The organism is Mycobacterium persicum, assembly GCF_002086675.1.
In the GTDB taxonomy this organism is placed as follows: Bacteria; Actinomycetota; Actinomycetes; order Mycobacteriales; family Mycobacteriaceae; genus Mycobacterium; species Mycobacterium persicum.
Map to the genome: position 1 here is coordinate 89,408 of NZ_MVIF01000002.1, position 13,693 is coordinate 103,100.

At 66.1% G+C, this 13,693-nt stretch carries 14 protein-coding genes and 2 tRNA genes; 10 read left to right on the top strand and 6 right to left on the bottom strand.

Going from position 1 to position 13,693, the window contains the following annotated elements:
• Nucleotides 1-7: 7 nt before the first annotated feature.
• From BST40_RS01555 to BST40_RS01565, 3 genes are all read right to left on the bottom strand, one after another.
• A complete protein-coding gene (locus BST40_RS01555) occupies nt 8-1,597 on the bottom strand; it encodes a glycoside hydrolase family 13 protein (protein ID WP_075548383.1) in 1,590 nt (529 codons plus the stop codon).
• Nucleotides 1,597-1,992 carry a globin gene (locus BST40_RS01560; protein WP_075548471.1) on the bottom strand — a complete coding sequence of 132 codons (396 nt, stop codon included), beginning with the start codon at nt 1,990-1,992 and terminating at the stop codon, nt 1,597-1,599. The genes BST40_RS01555 and BST40_RS01560 overlap by 1 nt, the downstream gene beginning before the upstream one ends.
• A 73-nt stretch (nt 1,993-2,065) precedes the next feature.
• Nucleotides 2,066-2,803 carry a hypothetical protein gene (locus tag BST40_RS01565; RefSeq protein WP_075548382.1) on the bottom strand — a complete coding sequence of 246 codons (738 nt, stop codon included), beginning with the start codon at nt 2,801-2,803 and terminating at the stop codon, nt 2,066-2,068.
• Nucleotides 2,804-3,023: 220 nt separating this feature from the next.
• Here BST40_RS01565 and BST40_RS01570 point away from each other — a divergent pair, with 220 nt between their 5' ends.
• From BST40_RS01570 to BST40_RS01580, 3 genes are all read left to right on the top strand, one after another.
• Nucleotides 3,024-3,698: an HNH endonuclease gene (locus BST40_RS01570; RefSeq protein WP_075548381.1), complete on the top strand. Its 675-nt coding sequence runs from the start codon at nt 3,024-3,026 to the stop codon at nt 3,696-3,698.
• Nucleotides 3,699-3,761: 63 nt separating this feature from the next.
• Complete coding sequence (gene ctaJ / locus BST40_RS01575; protein ID WP_075542532.1) at nt 3,762-3,989, top strand: aa3-type cytochrome oxidase subunit CtaJ; 228 nt, start codon at nt 3,762-3,764, stop codon at nt 3,987-3,989.
• Nucleotides 3,976-4,443 (top strand): DUF5130 domain-containing protein, encoded by a 468-nt coding sequence (locus tag BST40_RS01580; protein ID WP_075548380.1) that lies wholly within the window; start codon nt 3,976-3,978, stop codon nt 4,441-4,443. Before ctaJ ends, BST40_RS01580 begins: the two co-directional genes overlap by 14 nt.
• A 77-nt stretch (nt 4,444-4,520) precedes the next feature.
• Here BST40_RS01580 and pepN read toward each other — a convergent pair whose 3' ends face one another.
• Nucleotides 4,521-7,124 (bottom strand): aminopeptidase N, encoded by a 2,604-nt coding sequence (gene pepN / locus BST40_RS01585; protein WP_075548470.1) that lies wholly within the window; start codon nt 7,122-7,124, stop codon nt 4,521-4,523.
• Between the two features lie 154 nt (nt 7,125-7,278).
• Between pepN and BST40_RS01590 the strand changes: the two genes are divergently transcribed.
• The 3 genes from BST40_RS01590 to BST40_RS01600 are packed head-to-tail and all read left to right on the top strand — an operon-like array spanning nt 7,279 to nt 9,248.
• The gene (locus BST40_RS01590; RefSeq protein ID WP_075548379.1) at nt 7,279-7,890 is read left to right on the top strand and encodes an Rv2466c family mycothiol-dependent reductase; all 612 of its coding nucleotides are present in this window, start codon (nt 7,279-7,281) and stop codon (nt 7,888-7,890) included.
• 46 nt (nt 7,891-7,936) lie between these two features.
• Nucleotides 7,937-8,416, top strand: a complete 480-nt coding sequence (locus BST40_RS01595; RefSeq protein WP_075548469.1) for a ribose-5-phosphate isomerase — start codon at nt 7,937-7,939, stop codon at nt 8,414-8,416.
• A 25-nt stretch (nt 8,417-8,441) separates the two neighbouring features.
• Nucleotides 8,442-9,248, top strand: a complete 807-nt coding sequence (locus BST40_RS01600) for an Fpg/Nei family DNA glycosylase (protein ID WP_075548378.1) — start codon at nt 8,442-8,444, stop codon at nt 9,246-9,248.
• A gap of 72 nt (nt 9,249-9,320) precedes the next feature.
• Here the strand turns inward: BST40_RS01600 and BST40_RS01605 are convergent, their stop codons facing one another.
• Together BST40_RS01605 and BST40_RS01610 are read right to left on the bottom strand one after the other, a co-directional pair.
• Nucleotides 9,321-10,505, bottom strand: a complete 1,185-nt coding sequence (locus tag BST40_RS01605) for a serine hydrolase domain-containing protein (RefSeq protein WP_075548377.1) — start codon at nt 10,503-10,505, stop codon at nt 9,321-9,323.
• Nucleotides 10,506-10,534: 29 nt separating this feature from the next.
• A tRNA-Gly gene (locus BST40_RS01610) sits at nt 10,535-10,605 on the bottom strand.
• A 147-nt stretch (nt 10,606-10,752) separates the two neighbouring features.
• Between BST40_RS01610 and BST40_RS01615 the strand changes: the two genes are divergently transcribed.
• The 4 genes from BST40_RS01615 to clpP2 all read left to right on the top strand — a co-directional run bounded on the left by BST40_RS01615 (nt 10,753) and on the right by clpP2 (nt 13,693).
• Nucleotides 10,753-10,829 (top strand) — tRNA-Pro (locus BST40_RS01615).
• A 36-nt stretch (nt 10,830-10,865) separates the two neighbouring features.
• The gene (tig, locus tag BST40_RS01620) at nt 10,866-12,347 is read left to right on the top strand and encodes a trigger factor (RefSeq protein ID WP_082275541.1); all 1,482 of its coding nucleotides are present in this window, start codon (nt 10,866-10,868) and stop codon (nt 12,345-12,347) included.
• Nucleotides 12,348-12,452: 105 nt separating this feature from the next.
• Nucleotides 12,453-13,061 (top strand): ATP-dependent CLP protease proteolytic subunit ClpP1, encoded by a 609-nt coding sequence (gene clpP1, locus BST40_RS01625; protein WP_089024968.1) that lies wholly within the window; start codon nt 12,453-12,455, stop codon nt 13,059-13,061.
• Entirely contained in the window at nt 13,058-13,693 is a 636-nt protein-coding gene (gene clpP2 / locus BST40_RS01630; protein ID WP_023365890.1) for an ATP-dependent CLP protease proteolytic subunit ClpP2, read from the top strand. The genes clpP1 and clpP2 overlap by 4 nt, the downstream gene beginning before the upstream one ends.

Consider the following 13,693-nt stretch of genomic DNA (forward strand, 5'->3'; position numbering starts at 1 on the left):
GTGCGGGCTAAATCAACCAGGCCGCGGTGTCCGGCGGCAGCTGTCCGTCGACCAACGGCCCGCTCGCCATGAGCAGCTCACCCGGCGGCAGGGTCGTCGGGTGACGGCCCGCATTCAAAGCGCACATCAGTCCGCCGCCACGCCGCCGGAATATCAGCGCACCGTCGGGCGCGTCCAGCCAATCGAGTTGGCTGCCCTCGAATTCGGTTCGCGCTCTTCGCAATTCGAGTGCCCTCCGAAAGAACGACAACGTCGAATCGGGATCTGCGCGTTGCATCTCGACGGTCAACGCGGCCCATTCGCGCGGTATCGGTAACCAGGTGTCGGCGCACGTCGAAAACCCGAATGGGGGAGCGTCGCCCGACCACGGCAGCGGAACCCGGCACCCGTCGCGGCCGCGCTCGGTGTGGCCGGAGCGTTTCCACGTCGGGTCCTGCAGCGCCTCGTCGGGCAGGTCCACATCGGGCAGCCCCAGTTCCTGACCGTTGTAGAGAAATACCGCGCCCGGCAGGGCGAGCATGACCATCGCCATTGCCCGCGCCCGGCGCAGCCCAGCCGCGCCGCCGCCGTAGCGGGTGACCTCCCGTCCCACATCGTGGTTGGCCAGCGTCCAGGTAGGCGTGGCGTTTTCTATCGCCGCAGCCGCCAGCGAGTTCTGCACGGCGTCGTGGATCTCGATGGCGTCGAACTCGGTGCGGGTCAGCCGGAAGTTGAAGCCGAGGTGCAGTTCGTCGGGCCGTACATATTCGGCCCATCGGGTGTTGTCCTGCACCCAGACCTCGCCGACGGTGACCGCCCCCGGATAGTCGTCGATAACCGCGCGGATATCGCGGTGAATCGCATGTACCTGCGGGCGGTTGAAACGCGGGTCGTCATCGGTGTGGCGCAAGATCTTGGCTTCGTCGGCGGCGTCGGGCAGACCAGCGGGCTTGGCCATGCCATGGGCCACGTCGATGCGGAACCCGTCCACCCCGCGTTCCAACCAGAAGCGCAGTGTCTTCTCGAAGTCGTCGAAAACCTCTGGGTTGTCCCAGTTGAGGTCGGGCTGCTCGGCGTCGAAGAGGTGCAGATACCACTGGCCTGGGTTGCCGTCCGGTTCGGTCACCCGGGTCCATGCCGGTCCGCCGAAGACCGACTCCCAGTTGTTCGGCGGCAGCGACCCGTCCGGGCCCCGGCCGTCGCGAAAGAAATAGCGATCCCGCGCGTCGGTGCCAGGACCGGCGGCCAGCGCCGCTTGAAACCACGGGTGCTGGGAGCTGGTGTGGTTGGGCACCACGTCCATGGTGACCTTGATGCCGCGCTGATGTGCGGCCGTGACCAGTCGTTCGAACGCTGCCATCCCGCCGAAAAGCGGATCGATGTCCCGAGGGTTGGCAACGTCATAACCGTGGTCGGCCATCGGCGAGACGGTGACCGGGTTGATCCAGATACCGTCGATACCGAGCTGCTGCAAATATTCCAAGCGTGCCGTGAGCCCGTCGAGGTCACCAACCCCGTCTCCGTCGCTGTCGGCGAACGAGCGCGGATACACCTGGTAGAACACCGCGTCCGACCACCACGACCGCGGCTGATCTTCTCGATCCACTGCGGCGGCCATCAAAACGCGGAGTTCACCAACGAGTGGGCTGCCATCTCGAGATAGGCGAGCAACTCGCGGCGGCGCTCGTCGTCCAGGGTCTGTGCGTCGATGGAGGCGACCGCGGTGTGCATGCACCGCAACCAGGCGTCGCGCTCGATCGGCGTGATCCGAAACGGCATGTGCCGCATCCGCAGCCGGGGATGCCCGCGCTGTTCGGAGTAGGTTCGCGGGCCGCCCCAATATTGCTCGAGGAACATCCGCAGTCGTTCTTCGGCGCCCGATAGGTCCTTCTCGGGATAGAGCGGACGCAGGATCTCGTCTTCGGCGACCTGTTCGTAGAAGCGTGACACGATCGCGTCGAACGTCTTGGCGCCGCCCACGGCGTCGTAGAAGGATTGTTGTTGCGGTTCCATTGCTTCCATTGTGGTCTATGAATCGCCGACGTCGCGTGATGTCGATCTCACCTTCGCCTCCGGTCCGAGCATCCTAGAGATTGGAGCCAAATCGTCGCTTGGCGCTCGCCATGTCGGCAGCAAGCCGGTCCAACAGGTCGCGCAGCGGCGACGGCGGCAGGCCTGCGCCACCCGTTTCGAAAGTGCTCAGTTCGACCCCGGCCTTGGCGCACTCGATGAAAGACCAGGGTATCCCCGGTTCGTCGGCACCCAACCGTTCGGCGATCGTGGCCACCGAACGCTCCTGCACCGCAGCCATCTCCGCGAGCACCGACATGAGGCGATGCTCGTAGCGGGCGCGGCGCATAGTGGCCTCGTCGCCCGCCAAGTGTTGAGCTGCTGTCCCGATGCTGACGCAGCCGTCTGATGCCACCGCGAAGCCTTCCCGGCTTGCGGCGGCCGCGATCTCCAACCTTTTCCCGTCGAGGTGCTGCATTCCGCAAATGCAGTCATCTATCGCGCGCAGTGCGCCTTGGAGCCGTTCGGGCAGTTCTCGGCGCCGAGGCTCCGCGCGATCGGCGGCATCTCGTTCAGCCAATCCTTTCGCTATCCCGCGCTTGGCGTCCAGCGCGGCTTGCCGGGATCGGGAGAAACTCAGCGCTGCCGGCAACTGTGGATCCGGCTCGGTGATTTCGATGACGCGATTCATCGAGGCGAGCAGTTCCGCCACGGCGGCACGGGGAGTGAGCGGGTTCCGCGCGGTGTGGCGGTAGCGTTCTGCGGTCGTGTCCTGATCACCGGGATCGCCTGAAGGACCCGAATCACCCGGCATGTCGTCAGCTCCTGTTCTTGACCGGCGGATAAGCGCAGCGGGATTTCGACAAGTGATGCCAGTGTTGCACTCCGCTACCGCCGCTGCCGGCGCCTAGCGGCGGTATCCGTCGGGCAGGGATCAGCTGGCACCCCGGTGTTCACCCGATCGACACGGCGTGGTCCAGGCAATTGGCGTGCGGTCGGCAATAAATCATGGTGGACTGTTCCGCGGAGGATCTATGGCGCAGGGCAAAAAGCGCCGCGGCCATCGCAATGGCGGTGCCGCGGCAGGTGGAACAGGGCCTGCAATCGCGTCATGCCTGCACAGTGCCCACTCCCACCGACCCGCCCTGGGTGTCGAAACCCATCCACCCAACCGCTCAGAAAGCGCATCGATCTGGAACCGCCGGCGGGTATTGCTGCTGAATTCCACCTACGAGCCGCTCACCGCGTTGCCGATGCGGCGGGCGGTCGTCATGGTGATCTGCGGTAAGGCTGACGTAGTACACGACGATCCCGACGGTCCGGTCATCCACTCGGCGACCAGCTCGATCGTGGTGCCATCGGTCATCCAGCTGCGAACCTACGTCCGGGTTCCCTACCGGGCCCGCGTCCCGATGACCCGTGCTGCGCTGATGCACCGCGATCGCTTCTGCTGCGCCTATTGCGGGGCAAAGGCAGATACCGTCGACCATGTGGTGCCGCGCAGCCGGGGGGGTGAGCACTCGTGGGAGAACTGCGTCGCGTGCTGCTCGACATGCAATCACCGCAAGGGCGACAAGCTGCTGACCGAACTCGGCTGGTCACTGCGCCGCAAGCCGCTGCCGCCGACCGGGCAGCACTGGCGGCTGCTGTCCACGGTCAAAGAGCTGGACCCGTCGTGGGAGCGATACCTCGGTGAAGGCGCAGCCTGATTTTCTGCTGTCCTCAGTGCCCTGACCGGCCTTCGGTGGGATACGGTTTGCGTCGTGAACGCTATGGAGATTCACCTCTTGTTCGTCGGAATCCCGCTGTTGCTGGTGGTCGTGCTGGCATTGATGATCTTCACCCGCAAGGGACCGCACCCGGCGACCTATGAAATGTCGGAGCGTTGGACACATCCACCGATCCTGTGGGCCGCGACCGACGAAGACGTCGGTGGCTCCCACGGCGGACATGGTTCGTCAGAGTTCTCGGTTGGAGGTGGCGCCAGTGGCACATGGTGACGTTGCGACGATCGAACCCACCGATCTGCCGAAGGGCTGGGTGATCACCAGCAGCGGCCGGATCTCCGGGGTCACCGAGCCCGGAGACCTGTCGGTGCACTATCCGTTCCCGACCAAGGACCTCGTGGCTTTGGACGACGCGCTGGTCTACAGCTCGCGGGCGTCCAAGGCTCGCTTCGCCGTCTACCTGGGTGATCTCGGTGGGGACACCGCCGCACGGGCGCGGGAGATTCTGGCGAAGGTGCCCACCCCCAACGACGCGGTGCTGATCGCGGTTTCACCCAACCAGTCCGTCATCGAGGTGGTCTACGGCTCGGGGTTGCGAGGTCGCGGTGCCGAGTCGGCTGCGCCGCTCGGCGTGGCCGCCGCGTCGTCGGCATTCGAGCAGGGTCACCTGATCGACGGGCTGATCAGCGCGATCCGCGTAATCAGTGCCGGGATCTCGGCGGCGTAGTTCCAGCCGCGCGCGACCGTGCGCGGTCGCACGCACCTGCGGCGGTTCGCGATGCAGGCGCGGACGCTACCTGCGCGCTATTCGGCCGCGTCGAATCGCCGGGCCCGCAGCGACCGTTTGACGCCGGCTTGGCCCTCCAGCACCAGCCGGCGCAACGGCGGCGGCAGCTCGGAGTCCGGGGCGGACAAGAAGTTGTCGGCGGCGGCGATGCCGTCCTCGCTGATGTCGGAACCGGGATACAGCCCGATCACCACCGATTGGGCGACCTCGCTGGATCGCCGTGCCCACACTGCCGGGATCGCCTCGAAATAACGTGGTGTGAACGGCTTGAGCAGTTCAGCTTGCCCCGGCGCGGCGATGCCGGCGATGATCGCGCGGCTGGTCGCGTTGGCCAGGGTGTCGTCTTCGACCACGGTGGTGAAGGCCCTCTCCTTGACCTCGAATTGCGGCCGCGCTGCCCGGGCCTGGGCGGCGTACCGCTTGCCGGTGGCGGTCGGGTCGCGCTGTTCTTCGGCATCGATCCTCGGTGACTGCGGCCCGTCGGCGTCAATGACGCCCGCGGTTGCCAGCGCGATCACGATGCGCCACCGCAGGTCGGTGTCGACGACCAAGCCCGCCAGTCCCACTTCGGCGGGGTCACCGTCGAGCAGCGCGGCCACGGTTTCGACGTGGCGAGGCGACAGCACCGACCCGCACAACGCGTTGACGAAGGCCAGCTGATGATCGGAGCCGGCCGCGGCGTCGCGGGCCAATTCCAGTAGCCGGTCGGCAAACTGCGGCCAACCATCCTCACGCGCCCAGCCCGGTTCGGCGTAGGAACCCAGCGCCGTCTGCGCCTGCATCAGCAACCGCTGCGCCACGCCGACCTCGGTCTCGGCGTACACACCGCCTGACACCAGCGCCACGAACTCGCGGGCGCGCAACTCGGCCTCGCGGGTCATCTCCCACGCCGCCGACCACACCAGGCTGCGGGGCAGCGGCTCGGCGATGTCGGCGATCCGCTGCAGCGCTGTCCGCAGCGACTCGGCGTCCAGTCGCAGCGAGCAGTAGGTCAGGTCGTCGTCGTTGACCAGAATCAGCTTGCCGCGCGGAATGCCAACCAGCGCAGGCACTTCCGATTCCGCACCGGCGACGTCGAGTTCCTCGCGGTGCACCCGGACCAGTTTGCCCGACCCGCTGGCGACATCGTCGTCGTAGATGCCCACCGCCAGCCGGTGCACCCGGGTCTCACCCGCGCCCGGCGCGGCCCCGCTCTGCCGCACCGCAAACCGGGTGAAGCTACCGTCGACGTCGACGTCAAAGTCCGGCCGCAGCGTGTTGAGCCCGGTGGTCTTCAGCCACTGCTGACCCCAGGTCGACAGATCGCGGCCGGAAGCCTTTTCCAGCGCGGCAATCAGATCCTCGAACGTGGCGTTGCCGAAGGCGTGGGCGCGGAAGTAGTCGCGCAGCCCGGCCAGGAAATGCTCCAGCCCGACGTAGGCGACCAGCTGTTTGAGCACCGACGCGCCTTTGGCGTAGGTGATGCCGTCGAAGTTCACCTCAACCGCGGCCAGGTCGGGAATATCGGCGGCGATCGGGTGCGTCGACGGCAGTTGGTCCTGGCGGTAGGCCCAGGACTTTTCGACGGTGGCGAATGTCGTCCAGGCCTCGGTGAACTCGGTCGCCTCGCTTTGGCACAGCACCGACGCGAAGGTGGCGAAGGACTCGTTGAGCCACAGGTCGTCCCACCATTTCATGGTGACCAGGTCGCCGAACCACATGTGCGCCATCTCGTGCAGTACCGTCTCGGCGCGCCGCTCGTAGGAGGCGCGGGTGACCTTGCTGCGGAACACATAGTCTTCGAGGAAGGTCACCGCGCCGGCGTTTTCCATCGCACCGGCGTTGAATTCGGGCACGAACAGCTGGTCGTACTTGCCGAACGCATAGGGAAGCCCAAAGTGCGTGTGGTAGAAGCCAAATCCCTGCTTGGTCTGGGTGAACAACCGCTCGGCGTCCATATATTGCGCCAACGACGCCCGGCAGTAGAGGCCCAGCGGGATCTCGCCGTGCTCGTCGCGGTAGGTGTCATGCCAGGCGGCGTACGGTCCGGCGATCAGCGCCACCAGATAGGTGCTCATCGGCGGGGTGGTGGCAAAGGTGTGCACCCCGTCGTCCGCCCCATTGTCTACCGGGGTGGCGGCGGCGTTGGAGATCACCTTCCAGTGCCGGGGCGCGGTGACCCGCAGCTCGAACGTGGCCTTGAGGTCGGGCTGGTCGAAGCAGGCGAACATCCGCTTGGCGTCGGCGGTTTCGAACTGCGAGTACAGGTACGTCTCGCCGTCGACGGGGTCGACGAAGCGGTGCAAACCTTCGCCGGTGTTGGAGTAGCGGCAGTCGGCGTCGATGATGACGACGTTGCGGTGGGCCAGCCCCCGCAGCGGGATCCCGGTCGACTCGTCGTAGCCGGAGACGTCCAGTTCCGCGCCATTGAGGCTGGCGCTGCGGACGGTGTCGGCGGCGATGTCGATCACCGTGTCGGCGCCGGCGAGCGCGTCGAATACCACCGTGGTGGTGGATCGGAAAGTCTGTTCGCCTGGCCCGCCATGCCCGTCGGTCAGATCGAGGTTGATCTGGTAGCTGTCGACGGTGATCAGGGCGGCGCGTTCGATTGCTTGTTCGCGGGTGAGATTCGGAAGGGCCACGGGCTCCAACATATCGGCTGGCGCTACCGGTTCCGACGGATCCTGGTTGCGGTGGCGCCGCGTCGCCGTGACCCTGGGAACACCCGAACCGCGGCCGTGGTTGTGCTGGACGGTGTTCTCACCGTCTTCGAACTTTGCAGGAGAGGATCGCAGTATGCCCGAAAAGTCTGTTGCCGATTTCTGGTTCGACCCGCTGTGCCCGTGGGCATGGATCACGTCGCGCTGGATTCTCGAGGTGGAAAAGGTCCGCGATATCGAGGTGAATTTCCACGTCATGAGCCTGGCGGTGCTCAACGAAAACCGGGAAGGGCTGCCGGAGCAGTATCGCGAGAACATGACGAGGGCGTGGGGTCCGGTACGGGTGGCGATCGCCGCGGAGCAGGCCCACGGCGCTGCCGTATTGGCGCCGCTGTACACCGCGATGGGCACCCGGATTCACAACGAGGGCAACAAGGACCTCGAGGAGGTCATCACCCAATCGTTGGCGGAGGTCGGGCTGCCGGCCGAACTGGCCGCGGCCGCTACCACCGATGCCTACGATGATGTCCTGCGCAAGAGCCACCACGCCGGGATGGATGCCGTGGGTGACGACGTGGGCACGCCGACCATCCACTTCAACGGGATGGCGTTCTTCGGACCGGTGCTGTCGAAGATCCCGCGCGGCGAGCAGGCCGGCAAGCTCTGGGACGCATCCTTGACGTTCGCCGCCTACCCACACTTCTTCGAGCTCAAGAGGACTCGCACCGAGCGCCCCGAGTTCGAATAGGCCGGGCGACGACGACCCGCGGCGGGTGTCGGGCACAATGTCGGGCATGCGCGTCTACCTGGGGTCTGACCATGCCGGATTCGAACTCAAGCAGCACATCATCGAGCACCTCACGACGTCGGGACACGAACCGGTCGACTGCGGTGCCTTCAGCTACGACGCCGACGACGACTACCCGGCGTTTTGCATCGCCGCCGCGGAACGGACGGTGGCCGATCCGGGCAGCTTGGGCATCGTGTTGGGGGGGTCCGGCAATGGTGAGCAAATAGCGGCCAACAAGGTTCCCGGCGCGCGCTGCGCGCTGGCGTGGAGTGTGCAGACGGCGTCGCTCGCCCGCGAACACAACAATGCTCAGCTGATCGGCATCGGCGGCCGCATGCACACCGTCGCCGAGGCACTAGCCATTGTCGATGCGTTTGTGTCCGCGCAATGGTCCAAAGCCGAACGCCATCAGCGCCGAATCGACATTCTCGCCGAATACGAACGCACCCACCAAGCGCCGCCGGTACCCGGTGCGGTGGCCTGAGACCTGAACCCAGACAAGGACTGCCGTGCCCGAAGGGCATACGTTGCACCGGTTGGCCCGGCTGCATCAGCGCCGGTTCGCCGGTTCGCCGGTGGCGGTATCCAGCCCCCAGGGCCGCTTCGCCGATTCGGCCGTCGCGGTGGACGGCCGGGTGCTGCGGCGAACCAGTGTGTGGGGCAAACACCTGTTCCATCACTATGCCGGCGGCGGGATCGTCCATGTGCACCTCGGGCTCTACGGCACCTTCACCGAATGGGAACGTCCGGCGGCCGATCGTCTTCCCGAACCGGTGGGACAGGTGCGGATGCGCATGATCGGCGCCGAATACGGCACCGACCTACGCGGCCCCACGGTATGCGAGGTGATCGACGAGAGCCAAGTCGCCGACGTGATTGCCCGGCTAGGGCCCGACCCGCTGCGCCCGGACGCTGACCCGTCGTGGGCGTGGGCCCGAATCATGAAGTCCCGCAGGCCCATTGGTGCGCTCCTGATGGACCAGACAGTGATGGCAGGGGTGGGCAACGTCTTTCGCAGCGAGCTGTTGTTCCGTCACCGCATCGACCCCTACCGGACCGGTCAGCGGATCACCGAGGCAGAGTTCGACGCGGCCTGGACCGACCTGGTGGCCTTGATGAAGGTGGGCCTGCGGCGCGGCAAGATCATTGCCGTCCGCGCCGAGCACGACCACGGCGCCCCGTCGTACCGCCCGGGCCGGCCCCGCACCTACGTCTATCGGCGCGCGGGCGAGCCATGCCGACTCTGCGGGACCACGGTGCTTACTGCCGAGCTGGAAGGCCGCAACGTGTTCTGGTGCCCGGCCTGCCAACGGTGACGACGCGCGCGCCAGTTTGCGCGTCGGGCATCCGGGTACTCGTTGACCGGGTTAGGCCAGGGTTAGGCCGGGTCAGCCCGGCGTGACACCGAGCGTCGCGTAGACCTCGTTGCTCATGGCGACGCTGCGCGGGTCGGCGTTGGCCTTGCTGGCGTCGTAGCGGTTCATCACGTACGCGTAGCCGATCCCGTGTTCCAGATCGACAAACCCGAACGAACCACCGAGGCCGCCGTGGCCGAAGGTGCGCGGATTTGGGCCGTTGACGGCGCGCTGGTTGAGCATGTAGCCCAATCCCCACCCGTGATCGGCCACCCGCGGACCGAGCACCAGGTCGGTGTCGAAGCCGCCTTGCGACACCCGGACCAGTTCCATGTGTTCGCGGCTGAGCAGCTTTTCCTGCGCGAGCGCGTTGTAGAACGTCGCCAAACCCAGGGCCGAGACGAGGCCGTTGGTGCCGGGGAACTCCAGCTCACGCCACAGTTGCATGTCGTTGTTGCCGACTTCGTCGGCGGGGGCGTATCCCATCGAGACCGACAGCGCGGCCTTGGGGTGTTCGTCCAGGCTGGCCGGGCAGTCGGGGGCTTGCACGTCGGCGAGCATCCCGCGCACCTTCGGCTCGTTCACCATGTCGGCACAGCGATGCTGTTCGTAGCGGGGCAGGCCGATGTGGATGTCGGCGCCGATCGGTTCGGCGATCTCGGTGCGCAGGTAGTGGCCGATCGTGCGACCGGTGATCCGGCGAAACACTTCGCCGAGGATGAAACCGAACGTGGTCATGTGGTAGCCCTGAGCAGTGCCCGGCTCCCACCAGGGTTCCGCGGCAGCCAGCTGATCGCAGACGAAGTCCCAATCGGTGACTTGCTCCCAGCTCAGTCGCTTGTTCGGTCCGATCACGCCTGATCGGTGGCTCAGCACCATGGCCACGGTCACGGCTTCCTTGCCCTTTTGCCCGAACTCGGGCCAATACCGGGCCACCGGTGCCTGCAGGTCCAACTCACCGCGGTCGGCGAGTTGGTGGATGCAGGTAGCCGCCAGGCCCTTGGTGCCGGATAGCACGTTCGTCAGAGTGTCTTGTCGCCACGGCCGGGTGCCGGCAGCGTCCGCCGAACCGCCCCAGAGGTTGACGACGAGATCGCCGTCCACCCATACGGCGACTGCCGCGCCGACTTCCTGGCCCGACCGAAAGTTGCGCTCGAAGGCGTCACGTACTTTGCCGAAGGCGGGTGCGCATGTGCCTTTGACGTCGGCATTACACATGGCGCACTCCCCCGGGGCAGCTAAGTCTGAGCGGGCGACGGGAATCGAACCCGCGTCGCTAGTTTGGAAGACTAGGGCTCTACCATTGAGCTACGCCCGCATGCATTAAGTCGAGCGAAACTCTACGTGGTGGCCAAGATCAAATCTAATCGACGCAGGTATGTGACGCGTGTCGCATGCGCTGTCAGGTCCCCGGAGGTCGCTGCCGGCCCGGTGCCGCCGGGGCCGTAGGATCGCGAGGTCAGCGCGGGGTGTAGCGCAGCTTGGTAGCGCATCCGCTTTGGGAGCGGAAGGCCGCAGGTTCAAATCCTGTCACCCCGACCAGCCGACCGTCCGGAACGACCATCGAGGAGCACATCCGTGAAGAGCAGCGTCGAGCATTTGAGCCCCACTCGGGTTCGCATCAATGTGGAGGTGCCCTTCGAAGAGCTCGAGCCCGATTTCCAGCGGGCCTACAAGGAGCTGGCAAAACAGGTTCGGCTGCCTGGGTTCCGGCCGGGCAAGGCGCCGATCCGGCTGCTCGAGGCGCGCTTCGGCCGCGAGGCGATGCTCGATCAGATCGTCAACGATGCTCTGCCCAGCCGGTACGGACAGGCGCTGGCCGAGTCGGAAATCCAGCCACTGGGCCGGCCCGACATCGAGGTCACCCGGAAGGAATACGGCCAGGATCTGGCTTTCACCGCGGAGGTCGACGTCCGGCCCAAGATCACGCTGCCCGACGTGGGCCAGTTGGCGGTCTCGGTAAAGCCCATCGAGGTCAGCGACGACGACGTCGAGACTGAGCTGCAGTCCCTGCGCGTCCGCTTCGGCACGCTCAACCCGGTCGAGCGGCCGGTGGCGGTCGGCGACTTCGTCACGATCGACCTTTCGGCAACCGTCGACGGGGAGGAGGTGCCCAACGCCGCCGCCGAGGGACTGTCGCACGAAGTCGGCTCCGGTCGCCTGATCGCAGGGCTCGACGACGCGATCGTCGGCCTGTCCGTCGACGAGTCCCGGGTGTTCACCGCCACGCTGGCAGCCGGCGAACACGCCGGGCGCGACGCGGAGGTCACCGTCACCGTCAAGTCCGTCAAGGAGCGCGAGCTGCCCGACCCCGACGACGAGTTCGCCCAGTTGGCCAGCGAGTTCGACACCATCGAGGAGCTGCGGGCCAACCTGCGTGAGCAGGTGCTGCAGGCAAAGCGCGCCCAGCAGGCGGAGCAGATCCGCAACGCCACCATCGACATCCTGCTCGAGCAGGTCGACGTGCCGGTGCCGGAGTCCTATGTCCAGGCGCAGTACGACAGCGTCATCCACAGCGCACTGAGTGGCATCAACCACGACGAGGCCCGGTTCAACGAGCTGCTCGCCGAACAAGGCTCGTCGCGTGAGGCGTTCGATGCCGAGGCCCGCAGCGCATCGGAGAAGGATGTCAAGAGGCAGCTGCTGTTGGATGCCCTCGCCGATGAGCTGAAAGTCCAAGTGGGTCAGGAGGACCTCACCGAACGACTGTTGACGACGTCGCGGCAGTACGGCGTCGAGCCGCAACAACTGTTCGCCTACCTTCAGGAGAACAACCAGCTGCCGTCGATGTTCGCCGACGTTCGGCGCGAGTTGGCGGTACGGGCCGTCGCCCGGGCCGCAACCGTCACCGATAGCGACGGCAACACGATCGACACCGGCGAGTTGTTCGGCACGAGTCCCGAGGCTTCGGAAGAGCCCGACGCGGGTGCCGAAGAGCCCGAGGCGGGAGCCGAGACCGCCGACGCCCCGGCCGAGGCTGCCGACGCCCCGGCCGAGACTGCCGATGCCCCAGCCGTGACCGACGCGACCGATCCGCCCGGCCACGAACACAGCGCGTGACGCTGTGAGCGAACGCGCCCATTTCAGGGGTGCGGGAGCGCCACACAGCCAGTGCGGTTGGTTAGGGTCGGTTCATACGGAACTCAAGAAAGCAGGTGTCCCACTGTGAGCCAAGTGACTGGCATGCGTTCAAACTCGCAGGGCCTTTCCCTCACGGACTCGGTATATGAGCGTTTACTCTCCGAGCGCATCATCTTCCTGGGTTCAGAGGTGAACGACGACGTGGCCAATCGGCTGTGTGCGCAGATTCTGCTGCTCGCGGCGGAGGACCCCACCAAGGACATCTCGCTGTATATCAACTCCCCGGGCGGATCGATCAGCGCCGGCATGGCGATCTACGACACCATGACCTTGGCGCCCTGCGACATCGCCACCTACGCGATGGGGATGGCCGCCTCCATGGGCGAGTTCCTGCTGGCCGCGGGCACCAAGGGCAAGCGTTACGCGCTGCCGCACGCTCGCATCCTCATGCACCAGCCGCTGGGCGGCGTCACCGGCAGCGCGGCTGACATCGCAATCCAGGCCGAGCAGTTCGCGGTCATCAAGAAGGAGATGTTCCGGCTCAATGCCGAATTCACCGGCCAGCCGATCGAGCGCATCGAGGCGGACTCGGATCGCGATCGCTGGTTCACCGCCCCCGAAGCCCTGGAATACGGTTTCGTCGACCACATCATCACCCGCGCCGCAAGCGTCACCAATGGAGAAATGCAATGAATCCTCAGAGCCAGCCCCAGGCGCGATACATCCTGCCGTCGTTCATCGAGCACTCCAGCTTCGGTGTCAAGGAGTCCAACCCCTACAACAAGCTGTTTGAGGAGCGCATCATCTTCCTTGGTGTCCAGGTCGACGACGCATCGGCCAACGACATCATGGCGCAGCTGCTCGTGCTCGAGTCGCTGGACCCCGACCGCGATATCACCATGTACATCAATTCGCCCGGCGGTGGGTTCACCTCTCTGATGGCGATCTACGACACCATGCAGTACGTGCGGGCCGATATCCAGACGGTGTGTCTCGGTCAGGCCGCCTCGGCGGCGGCTGTGCTGTTGGCTGCCGGGACGCCGGGTAAGCGGATGGCGCTGCCCAACGCGCGGGTGCTGATCCACCAGCCGTCATTGTCGGGGGTGATCCAGGGTCAGTTCTCCGATCTGGAGATCCAGGCTGCCGAGATCGAGCGGATGCGCACGCTGATGGAGACCACGCTGGCGCGCCACACCGGCAAGGACGCCGCGGTGATCCGCAAGGACACCGACCGGGACAAGATCCTGACCGCCGAAGAGGCCAAGGACTACGGCATCATCGACACCGTTCTGGAGTACCGGAAGCTGTCCGCGCAAAAGGCCTGA

Coding starts and splice junctions, on each gene's coding strand:
- BST40_RS01555 (WP_075548383.1), bottom strand. CDS start 1,597: ATGGCCGCCGCAGTGGATCGAGAAGATCAGCCGCGGTCGTGGTGGTCG.
- BST40_RS01560 (WP_075548471.1), bottom strand. CDS start 1,992: ATGGAACCGCAACAACAATCCTTCTACGACGCCGTGGGCGGCGCCAAG.
- BST40_RS01565 (WP_075548382.1), bottom strand. CDS start 2,803: ATGCCGGGTGATTCGGGTCCTTCAGGCGATCCCGGTGATCAGGACACG.
- BST40_RS01570 (WP_075548381.1), top strand. CDS start 3,024: ATGGCGCAGGGCAAAAAGCGCCGCGGCCATCGCAATGGCGGTGCCGCG.
- ctaJ (WP_075542532.1), top strand. CDS start 3,762: ATGGAGATTCACCTCTTGTTCGTCGGAATCCCGCTGTTGCTGGTGGTC.
- BST40_RS01590 (WP_075548379.1), top strand. CDS start 7,279: ATGCCCGAAAAGTCTGTTGCCGATTTCTGGTTCGACCCGCTGTGCCCG.
- BST40_RS01595 (WP_075548469.1), top strand. CDS start 7,937: ATGCGCGTCTACCTGGGGTCTGACCATGCCGGATTCGAACTCAAGCAG.
- BST40_RS01605 (WP_075548377.1), bottom strand. CDS start 10,505: ATGTGTAATGCCGACGTCAAAGGCACATGCGCACCCGCCTTCGGCAAA.
- clpP2 (WP_023365890.1), top strand. CDS start 13,058: ATGAATCCTCAGAGCCAGCCCCAGGCGCGATACATCCTGCCGTCGTTC.